The 6488-nt window shown below is 57.9% G+C and carries 8 protein-coding genes and 1 pseudogene; 4 read left to right on the top strand and 5 right to left on the bottom strand.

The features are described from left to right. Positions 1-433 precede the first annotated feature (433 nt). Positions 434-1264 (top strand): PA3715 family protein, encoded by an 831-nt coding sequence (locus tag NKJ81_RS32305; protein ID WP_352542953.1) that lies wholly within the window; start codon positions 434-436, stop codon positions 1262-1264. Positions 1265-1388: 124 nt separating this feature from the next. Next, a complete protein-coding gene (locus NKJ81_RS32300) occupies positions 1389-1937 on the top strand; it encodes a class I SAM-dependent methyltransferase (protein ID WP_352542952.1) in 549 nt (182 codons plus the stop codon). A gap of 215 nt (positions 1938-2152) precedes the next feature. Here NKJ81_RS32300 and NKJ81_RS32295 read toward each other — a convergent pair whose 3' ends face one another. Next, complete coding sequence (locus NKJ81_RS32295; protein ID WP_352542951.1) at positions 2153-2455, bottom strand: hypothetical protein; 303 nt, start codon at positions 2453-2455, stop codon at positions 2153-2155. A gap of 75 nt (positions 2456-2530) precedes the next feature. Between NKJ81_RS32295 and NKJ81_RS32290 the strand changes: the two genes are divergently transcribed. Next, positions 2531-3678 (top strand): IS3 family transposase gene (locus tag NKJ81_RS32290; protein WP_352542950.1). Its coding sequence is split into 2 segments (ribosomal slippage): positions 2531-2780 and positions 2780-3678, totalling 1149 coding nucleotides; the frame shifts between segments, so codons are not numbered across the junction. 4 nt (positions 3679-3682) lie between these two features. After that, positions 3683-4084, top strand: coding sequence for a hypothetical protein (locus NKJ81_RS32285; RefSeq protein ID WP_352542949.1), 402 nt, complete (start codon positions 3683-3685; stop codon positions 4082-4084). 846 nt (positions 4085-4930) lie between these two features. Here the strand turns inward: NKJ81_RS32285 and NKJ81_RS32280 are convergent. The 4 genes and pseudogenes from NKJ81_RS32280 to NKJ81_RS32265 form a co-directional block, all read right to left on the bottom strand. Then, positions 4931-5170, bottom strand: a pseudogene (locus tag NKJ81_RS32280) (DUF982 domain-containing protein); the annotation flags it as partial. 268 nt (positions 5171-5438) lie between these two features. Then, positions 5439-5696, bottom strand: coding sequence for a hypothetical protein (locus NKJ81_RS32275; protein ID WP_352542948.1), 258 nt, complete (start codon positions 5694-5696; stop codon positions 5439-5441). 170 nt (positions 5697-5866) lie between these two features. Beyond that, positions 5867-6094, bottom strand: coding sequence for a hypothetical protein (locus NKJ81_RS32270; protein ID WP_352473844.1), 228 nt, complete (start codon positions 6092-6094; stop codon positions 5867-5869). 157 nt (positions 6095-6251) lie between these two features. After that, positions 6252-6488 (bottom strand): hypothetical protein (locus NKJ81_RS32265; protein ID WP_352542947.1); only part of this gene is annotated, 237 nt, incomplete at its 5' end.

Below are 6488 nucleotides of genomic sequence, written 5' to 3'. Positions count from 1 at the left end.
TCACCGAATTGCCTCAACGCAACGAGGACGCTGATATCTACGATCTGCTGCCCTTCAACTTCGCCAAAGCAACAGCAGTCTGATCAGACCAGATACCGTTCCCGATTCGAAGGCCATCCGTCGAAAGCGCCGGCGTCAACGTGCAGGGAAAATCGCGCTTACCTTCTTTATCTAATCGGAGCGCGACAAGGCAATCGAGATCACATTGTCAGTATCTGTTTCAGGTAGCGAACAGCATTGGCAAAAATTGGCCGCTGGGGCGGCGTTCTCATGATCACCATCCCTAAGGGTGCTCGGACTTTACGACTTTCCAGGATACCTATGGTCCTGACGCAGCGAGTGGAGCTATCCGTCACTTCCCTGCCCTGTGCGCCGCCACCAATCTCGCGTAGAAGGGCCCTGGCCGAACCCGGCCCTGCGACGCGAGAACTCCATGCGAATAGTGTTGCCTGTCCTGTTGCTCGGCGCCGCCCTTGCCAGCCTGTCGCCCGCCAAGGCCGCGGCGGGCGATTGCGGGGATGCCGCCGCGCTGGTGCAGCAGGCCTATCCCAACGCCCGAAAGAGCGCCGACGGCACCTCGTTCACGCTTGAACCTCATACTAGCATCACCTCAACGTTCACGGAGAGCGAAGCGCCATTTGGCCTGGTCTGCAAGATTTGGCCCGCCCATGTCGACCTGATGTTGGTCGCAGTGCCGCTGATTGACAGCGCTAACGGCGACCACCTGCATGTCGGCGATATCGAGCTTCTGGTCGTCGACAGGAATACGCTGCGCGTGCGCCAGCGCCTGCTCCAGCCCGGTCTGATGACCGATGATGCGATTGTCATCGAGAAGGTGGAATTCGACACCGGCCGCTATGCACTGGCCCCCAATGTCAGCGCATTCGGCCTGCGCATCGAAATGGCGCACCATTCGCTGACCGCTCCCTTCACTGAAACCGACCTGCGGCTATACGCTCTCACCGGCGCTACGCTACGCGTGGTGCTCGACGGCCTCGTGGTGGCCGGCTCTGGCGGCGATAGCGATGGTAGTTGCGCCGGATACTTTCATTCCAGCCAGGTCAGCCTGGCGATAAGCCCGGCGAGCCATCATGGCTATCACGATATCACCGCGGTTGAGCGGTCGAATACCGATAATCCCTCCCCCGACCATAATGGCGAATGCCAGTCCCATCCTGGCAAGCCTGCGAAGCGGACCTACTGGATGCGCTATGATGGCAGCCGCTATGCGGTTCCCGCGGCACTCAAGGTGATGGGGTTGTGAGGTGGCCGCACACGTCCCTGCCTTGGTTCGTCAATGTCATCAATTCCAGTTGAACGGGTATCGACCGTTAATTCTCTCGTGGTAGGAGGCGCTCAAGGGGGCTCTTCTCAAAGGAGCTGATGATTTGTGGTGGTCAAGATTCAAAAGGGGTTTTGCCGGAACGTGGGACGACAGACTTGACGGGCTATTCTCCGCAAAGGTCGAATACGCCGGAAAATCCATTCTCGATGTTGGCTGCAATATGGGTGTTGTCGCCTATGAGATATCCAAGCTGAAACCCAGTTCGATCCATGGGATCGACATTGCCAAGCCACATATCGAGACCGCAAAGATGTTATTGAGCGGCTCCCCGGTACATGCCAGGTTCGATCGCCTGAATCTTGGCAGCCGGCGCCTCGGCAATATCCTTCTACCGAAATACGATATCGTCCTGCTGCTGGCCGTCTATCAGCACATGCAGCGCAACATCGGCCCAGGCAAGGCGCGAAGGGTGCTTTCCAATATTGTGAGGCGCACCTCAAACGTCGTTGCCCGCGTTCCGCCTGGAACGGATGGCGAATTCATCGAAACGCTTTCTGACGAGGGGTTCCAGGTCAAGAGCACTCACACATCGCCTCTTGGTAGTCATGTGCTCGTGCTTGAGAAACCCGCCTTACGAAATCCGCAGCCATAGAGATGACATCCATGTGGCAGCAGCGGGCGCAGACCCGCTGCCTGCCTGCAACGCAGTCCCGGGAGAGCCCGATTCGCCGGCAGAAAGCACCTTGCGGATGGACTTCGGGCCTATGCCTTTGACATTGAGGTTGACTCCGCAGCCGTGCTGGAAGAGCTTTTCAAGGCCAATGGCTGGAGTAGCGGCTGGCGGGACGGCATCTACCACTACGTTCATTACCATTCCCGCAAAAATGAAGTGCTTGGGGTTGCGCGCGGAACCGGCAAGGTTCGGTTCGGGGCAACAGGGGCCGTACATTGTCCTTGAAGGCCGGCGACATGGCAGTTCTTCCGGCCGGCACCGGTCACCCAGTTGGCCGTCCACGGGAAGGCTCCCGGTCTATGGGAGGAAGCGCCGCTGGTGTCAGTGTGGAAAAAATGAAGCTTGAAGATGAAGTCCGCCACGTTTCCGAAGACTTGGACGATGATGTACTGAGTGACGCTGTGCGGGCGCTGCATCGTCGGGTTAAGATCGTTCATGATTTCGATATCCCTGGCCTGCTGCCGGTTTCGTGGACACCGAGATAAGGTGTTTAACGGAACTGGAGAGTGGAAATGCAGAGAAGGAAGTTCAGCCGCGAGTTCAAGCTTGAGGCAGTGAGGCTGGTGAAGGATCGGGGTGTCGGAGTAGCGCAGGCAGCTCGTGATCTTGATCTCCATGAGAACGTGCTGCGCAAATGGGTCCGTGAGACGAGCGCTGATCCGCAGCACGCCTTTCCCGGTCATGGGCAGATGAAACCGGAACAGCAGGAGATCGACCGGCTGCGCAAGGAAGTGGCGAAGCTGAAGGCGGAGCGCGACATCCTAAAAAAGGCCGCAGCCTACTTCGCGAGGGAAGTGACGTGAGGTTCGCTTTCATCGCGAAACACCGGAGCATCTGGCCGGTGGCATGGCTGTGCAGTGCACTGGATGTGTCCCGCTCAGGCTTTCATGCCTGGCTCAACCGCAGTCCCAGCGCTCGCTCCCGGCATGACGAGATCCTCGTTTCCCGGATCGACCGAAGCTTCAAGAGCAGTGACCGCACCTATGGCGCGCGTCGTGTGTGGCACGATGTTCTGGCCGAGGGTCTTTCCTGCGGGCTGCATCGTGTCGAACGCCTCATGCAGGAGAATGGGCTGCGTGCCAGGCCTCGGCGCCGTGGACTGCCGAAGGATACAGGGCAGCGAGCCGCAGTGTCGGACAACCTCCTCGACCGGCTCTTCGAGGCCGCAGCGCCGAACCAGAAGTGGATCGCGGACTTCACTTACATCTGGACCGCCGAAGGATGGCTCTACGTTGCCGCCGTCGTCGATCTGTTCTCCCGCCGTGTCGTCGGCTGGGCGATGAGGGCTGAGATGACCGCGCAACTCGTCACCGACGCCCTCATCATGGCGATCTGGCGCAGGGGCAAGCCCGACAGCCTGCTGCACCACTCCGATCAGGGATCGCAATATACGAGCGAGCAGTTCCAGCGTCTGATGACCGACCATAGCATCACCTGTTCGATGAGCCGGTCGGGCAACGTCTGGGACAATGCGGCAATGGAGAGCTTCTTCTCGTCGCTCAAAACCGAGCGGACAGCCCGCAAGGTCTACAGGACGAGGGATGACGCCAGGGCGGATGTGTTCGATTACATCGAATGCTTCTATAACCCTCGGCGAAGGCACTCCACACTGGGCTATCTGAGCCCCGTGGAGTTCGAGGAACAAGCTATGTTAGCTTAACCTCGTGTCCACGAAACCGGCAGCAGGCCACCCCTACATTGCTGGCTACAGCAAAGATGGCAGGACGATTTATATCGATCGCCATATGCCTCGCACTATGGATTGGAAATCGGCCAAGGTCCGGCTTGCCCCATTTCTGCTAACGCACGAAATTGTTGAAAAGGCGCTCCTAGACGAACTCGGGCTTCATTACCTGCACGCGCATCAAATCGCCCTTCGAGCCGAACGCGATGCCGTGAAGGCGGCGGGTGTTGGCTGGTCCGCTTACCAGGCCTTCAACAAAAAGAACGAAAAACCGATCTCCGAAGAGAAGCTCAAGAAGATCCCCAAGGATCTTGACCTGACGCCCTACCGCGACATGAGTGACTTTTCAACGCTAGAGCGTCTGCTGAAGGCGCAACGATAGTCGGACAAGCCAATGGGTCCTCGCTTGCCAGTTCCATGACCGCCGCCATGCTGCAGAGCCGACGATGCTCTTTGTTAGATTCGAGCCCGGCCGAGAGTAGGGCTTTCAGTCGCAGATGCTAACGAGGCAGTAGGTTTCCTTGTTCCTTGGCCGTTTCGAGAAACGCCCCGCGGACCACTTCGCGTTTCACCTGATCGATCAAAGGCATGCATGGCAGAGCTGCACTGCGCTGAGCCATTTGGGCCACGCTGCTTGGTCCTGTGCAACAGTTGCTCAGCGGCTCGGCGGCCCGCTCGAAGTCGTTGCACTGATAGGCAATGCCAGGACAGGTGGTCCTTACGGACACTGGCGTCAGGATAGGCGCTTAATTTGAGAAGCTGGAAGGTGGGATGCTATCGTATTAGCGCGAAGGCCGTGTATCCTTTGAAATTCCATGCGCTGTGCAACTTCTCAAATAATACCTGCGTAGCCACTATGTGAATTGAAGCCGAGGACGATGACAACCAGCCGCGCGGCCTGGTGGCCGAGCGCCACGTCCGAAGGACGATGGAGGCCGCCAACGCGTGTCCGAAAATTGTAGCATACTTCGGACTCATACCTTGCGTTTGTCCGAAAAGCACAGCCGGACGGGACCGCCGAAGCGGCGAAAGCGACCCCCGCGCCTCCTATCCGAAGTCAGAGAGAACCAGAGAGGACCCATAAGAGGAACTTAAAGCCGCAAGAGCCCGCCGACCAACCCCGTTTAGCCGCAGCTAACGGAACGATGTAGGCCCTCGCGGGTTTAGAGGCGGCAGCGGATTCTTCGTGATGTGCAGCCGCTGTAGGGGGGTCCGTCGCCTCTCTTCCTCACCGGCGGCGGGCTCCTTTCGCGAAGGCGGTGTTGGTCAGAGAATCTTTACCGCCATCCAAGTTAGCTAGTTGCCATTGGGGGGAGTAACGTCCCCTGCTCTTTGCAGCAGCCAGGAACGCCTTGCGAGCCTTCTCAGGTTCCATCTCGTCGAAAATCACGGCCATGCAAACACGCACCGCGACGTCCCACAAGGGCCACGCTTGGTCCAGTTCATCAGTTCCTCGCCGGCTGCCTCGGCGTTGTTGACATTGCGGATGATCCCGAGACGCTCAGTCTTGACAGGGATCGGAGGGTTGAACCAGTGGGTTGTCATGTGGGGAAATGTCGGGCAACTATGGAATTTTGTCGGCCGATTCCAGCTTCCGCAGCTCAGACTGCTCTGAAAGCTCCCGCGCCAGTGTGGCAAGCGTCGGTGTCAGAGTTGGTTCGCCTACAAACCTTAGGAGCCTGCGCAGCTTCCGGCAGTAGTCTTCCGAACTGATCATCCCTCGGAAGGCACGTCCCCTACGCAGCATGGCCATGAGGGTCACTGAAGCTTCCTTCTGGTTCGTCGAAGGCCATAGAAGCCCGCGCTGCCAAAGTGGTGGCGCTCCAATCAACCTCGACCTGCTCTCGCCGCTCAAGCTCCTGCAACAATGCAGCAAGGGACGCCGGCAGTTTCTCGTCGACTTCGAGACCAAGCCTGTTGCGGAGCATCTGACGATTATCTTCTGAGCTGATCAGCCGTTGAAAGGCTGTCCCTGCTGTTGGTCGTGCCGGCATAAGGTCGTTCCCACATTCGGTCTGAAACACTTTCGTTGTGAAAGGGTTCCGAAGGGGAAGCGAATAATTTGGTGAGAATCTCTGAGCCGGGATTGGACGACCAGCTCGCGCGAAGTTCCCCGTGCCCCTCTCGATCTCATAGAGGGTTGAACCAATGGGTTGCCATGTGGCTATTCGCGAAGGTCGAACGCGACGAACAGGCCAAAGGCTGGGCCAATCTCGACAATAAGCTCGACCAGCGCGCAGTCACTTTCCACCAGATGCGGCCCGGCTCGGCGCACCGCTGCGATGGTCTCTTTCACGGAGATGATTTGGCCGCGACCGGCTTGTAAGATCAGCTCTTTAACAAGCTTATGGGCAGTCACTTTGCTCGGTCGGCAGTTCGTCCAAACATTCATACTAGGCCTCCCACCTCAGCGAGAACCCACGCGGAACATTCATGATCCTCTGTCGGGAAAAATCAAGAAGAATGTTTGATGGAAATTTCTTAGCGGGAACCAGAGAAACAAGTACGGAGCGAGCCTCTGTACTCTTCCGCTTTGAGCTCAGCCAGCGCTAAGGGACTTCTTCGGTCGGCCCCTCTTTGGGCCGATCAATAGCCGCAAGTAATGACTGAAGGTTTGGCGGCAGTTCTGGTTCGACCCCCAGATTTAAGAACGTTTGTACGTTATGACGATAGCCATCGGAATGGATCAGTTTCCGAAACGCTTCGGAGACAGACTGATGGTCTGCTTTGTTGCTGGTTGCCATGGAAGTCCCTCCCAATGAGCCGCAACTCGCCCGCAACGAATG

This window comes from Mesorhizobium sp. M0018, assembly GCF_040323955.1.
In the GTDB taxonomy this organism is placed as follows: Bacteria; Pseudomonadota; Alphaproteobacteria; order Rhizobiales; family Rhizobiaceae; genus Mesorhizobium.
This window is presented reverse-complemented; position numbering and strand designations above follow the sequence as displayed.